This is a genomic window from Alteromonas sp. IB21 (genome assembly GCF_016405965.1).
Taxonomy (GTDB): Bacteria; Pseudomonadota; Gammaproteobacteria; order Enterobacterales; family Alteromonadaceae; genus Alteromonas.
The window spans coordinates 1-3,385 of sequence record NZ_JAEFCD010000051.1 but is presented as its reverse complement, the minus strand read 5'-3'; the positions used below and the strand labels follow the sequence as shown (position 1 = coordinate 3,385).

General features: G+C 50.5%; 2 protein-coding genes and 1 pseudogene. 2 read left to right on the top strand and 1 reads right to left on the bottom strand.

All coding sequences use genetic code 11. The features are described 5' to 3' along the window. The first annotated feature begins 273 nt into the window (after positions 1-273). Positions 274-1,983 (top strand): carboxylesterase/lipase family protein, encoded by a 1,710-nt coding sequence (locus JC525_RS19620; RefSeq protein ID WP_187447986.1) that lies wholly within the window; start codon positions 274-276, stop codon positions 1,981-1,983. A 160-nt stretch (positions 1,984-2,143) separates the two neighbouring features. Here the strand turns inward: JC525_RS19620 and JC525_RS20045 are convergent, their stop codons facing one another. After that, positions 2,144-2,611 (bottom strand): phage integrase N-terminal SAM-like domain-containing protein, encoded by a 468-nt coding sequence (locus tag JC525_RS20045; protein WP_233095331.1) that lies wholly within the window; start codon positions 2,609-2,611, stop codon positions 2,144-2,146. Between the two features lie 287 nt (positions 2,612-2,898). On the opposite strand from JC525_RS20045, the pseudogene JC525_RS19610 reads away from it, so the two are divergent. Then, a pseudogene (locus JC525_RS19610) lies at positions 2,899-3,330 on the top strand (transposase zinc-binding domain-containing protein); the annotation flags it as partial. Positions 3,331-3,385 lie beyond the last annotated feature (55 nt).

The window sequence follows — 3,385 nt, the reverse complement described above, 5'->3', positions numbered from 1 at the left end:
CTTTACGTACATTTGAGCCGCACAGTATGTGTTTTTTTGTTAAACAACACATACTTCAGCTTGCCGGAATCAGTCACTCTGAACCCGGAAAAGGCGGCCAATTGTTAAAGAGCTGATGACTTAAACGCGACATCTACGTTGACAGACTCCGAGAGGCAAGTTACACTCCATTGAGAGCCTTGGCTTACATGCGTACGCTGAAAATAAATGCACTTGCAGGGCTCTCGATATATTCGGAACTACAACAACAATGCCTCTCATGGAGAAGACCCAATGCGTGTTTATGCTCAACGAATACCAAGCGCTGTTCGCCTTTTGATCCTATCAACATTCGTTTTTTCGCTGTCCGCCTGCAATGACTCGTCATCTGGTCCAAGTGACCCGACTTCGGTTACGACCTCGGAGGGAACCGTCACAGGGCAGCTTGTCACCGACAGTAACGGCAGCGAGATGAAACAATGGCTCGGCGTTCCATATGCCCAATCAACGGAGGGAGCAAACCGTTTTCGTGCGCCCCAAAGCCTGGAGCCGAGGACGGATGTTTTGGAGGCGACAGATTTTGGTGATGCGTGCCCACAAACGCCGGCGCAATCTCCGTTTGCCATTCAAAGTTCAAATCCAGGGTCGACTACTTCGGAGGATTGTCTGAACCTCAATATCTACAGCCCTGCTGAAGGTGATAATCATCCGGTGGTTGTTTGGATCCACGGCGGCGGTCTGGATACTGGTGCCGGTTTTCAGTCCAGCGCGAAACCTGACAGGTTGGTGAAAGAAGGCATCGTTGTTGTGGCCATTAATTATCGCCTTGGCGTGCTCGGCTATTTGGCGCATCCGGCACTTACGGCCACCTCGCAAACGTCCGAGAAGGGATCAGGTAATTACGGTCTAATGGATCAGATCAAAGCCCTCGAATGGCTTCAAGCCAACGTTGCTGAGTTTGGCGGGGACCCGAATAACGTAACACTGGTCGGTGAGTCTGCAGGCGGATTCAGCATCAAGGGGTTAATGGCTGCCAATGATCGAACCAACGGTTTGTTTCATCGGGTCATTGTTCAGAGCGGTCCATCCTTCTTCCAGGAAACGCCTACAGAAGCCGAGCAACGCGGTGCCGGATTTATGGCCAGCCTGTGCGCAGATGATGCATCGCCTGAAGCGGCAGAGTGTCTGCGTAACCTGACCCTTGAGCAACTTCTCACTTTGCAGGCCGGCGAACCTGAATTCGGTTCGGAAATTGTTCAACGACCGGGTGTTCTTGAACAGACGGTGGCAGCCGCGTTGGCAAGTGGACAGTTCACGGCTGACCAGGTGTTGGAAGGCTCGAACCGGGATGAATGGCGTTTGTTTGTTGCTATGGAGCAACTTGTGAGTGGACGCAATTCCCTTGAGGAACTACTTGCAGGAAGTTCGACAGCCTACCGGCAAGAACTGATACGGCGATATGGTTCAGTCACTGAAGCCAATGCGGACGCGGTGGTAGACCTCTATCCGCTTAGCAGTTATGACAATGCCGATATCGCGGTCTCTGCCGTGGGCACCGATGCGATCTTTGCCTGTCCAGGCTTTGGTAACATTGCGGCTGCCGCGCAACATATCCCGGTCTACGCGTACGAATTTGCAGACCGAAATGCACCACCGCTGCCTTCACCATTATTTGCAACAGTTCAACCCGCTTTTCAACCCGCTTTAGGTGCTGCGCACGCCACTGAAATTCCTTATGTCTTTGCCTCTCAGGCTGAACTGGAAGCCGAATTCTCCGCAGATTCCGCAACGCTCGCCGAGACGATGGTGCGCTACTGGGCGGCGTTTGCCCGCACCGGCGACCCAACCCCAAGCGACGGGACTCTGCCTGCATGGCTGCCCTTTGTGAATCAGGGCTATCAATCACTGCAAGCGCCTGCCGAAAATACTGGTCCCTTCTCAGTGTTGTCCGGTGGTCAATCATTCAACCAGGCTCGAAATTGTACCCTTTGGTTGGGCGGTTGAAGCACTTTCAACGATAGAGAAACGCCGTTGATCAGCCCGGTGCGATCGGCACCGGGCTTCAAAAACTACCCAGTAAGCAAATGTGATATCCGCGGAGCAACGACGATCCGTCCCTCTGTTGAGCTTATGATGGAGCACCGAGGCAAACCTCAGCGATTTCTCAACCCATAATCAGATCCTTAGGCCTGGTTCTGTATACACATCTCACGCTTCGCAGACGTGAAGGCCCCTTTCTGAAAGGAGATCCTATGAAAAAAATGCACGCACCCAAGATCATGGTATGTTCAATCGCCATCTTGTCGGTTGCCGGCTGTGGGGGCGGCTGTGTGGCATCAATCAGTTGCTTGACTTCCTCTTTACTCAAGACCGTCGGCAACTTCCTTGGCACCGGCACGGTGCTGACTTTGAGCATCACATCAGGTCGATTCAAGGACTTATGGAATAAGAACGTTAAACCCGATAACGTGGCATTGATGGTGATGTTAGATGTACCTTGCTCGGCCAATGTGAGTTGGAATTGGCGCAATTCTTCAGCCGTGGCATCCTCTGGCGAGCGTTTCAAAAAGGTAGCGAGTTTCTTCACGCCTCTGATGTAGCCTATTTGCGTTTTAGGACTGAGCCTACGCATGGTCATATCTTCAATCATGCGTTGGAGTAAGGGGTTGGATCCTTCAAAGTAACTCATGGTTTCACTCCTGAGTGAATTCAGGGCGACATTGCCCTTCCTTCAGCTTAGAAGCGGGGAACGAGATCAGAATATAATTAATGAGGTGGGGGCGGCACTACTACCGCGGAGCGGTTTAGTCCTTGTACGTTTTTCGGACCTTGAGACTATAAATTTCCCACCCTATTGATCAGTAGATTTACATTAAAATCATATACACACTGTGATGCCAATTCAAGATAAAGGCGCCATTGCTAGTAACTCACTCTCATACCTATAAACGACATCGTCCAGAGCAGACGTTACTGTATCAATTGGTCGAACGCCACTACCCAGAATTTCAGAAGCAGCTTTCACAAAAAGGGAAGTCGTTACCACTTCATGTGGTAAAAGAGTTTGAAGAGTTTCTTAGGTGTGGTCGGCTTGAGCATGGTTTTTTGCGTGTAGTTTGTGACGACTGCAAGCATGAGAAACTGCTGGCGTTCAGCTGCAAACGCAGGGGATTTTGCCCAAGTTGCGGTGCAAGAAGGATGGCAGAAAGTGCCAAGTTGTTAGTTGAAGATGTTCTTCACGGTTACCCTGTACGCCAATGGGTATTGAGTTTACCCATCCCGCTTCGTCTACTTCTAGCTAGGTATCCCAAACACTTAAGTAAAATCATGCAAATCATTCATCGTGCTATTGAGTTTAAGACAAATTAACGCTATTTACTATCCTCTGTGACAGCTGGCTTTAAGG

Coding starts and splice junctions, on each gene's coding strand:
- JC525_RS20045 (WP_233095331.1), bottom strand. CDS start 2,611: ATGCGTAGGCTCAGTCCTAAAACGCAAATAGGCTACATCAGAGGCGTG.
- JC525_RS19620 (WP_187447986.1), top strand. CDS start 274: ATGCGTGTTTATGCTCAACGAATACCAAGCGCTGTTCGCCTTTTGATC.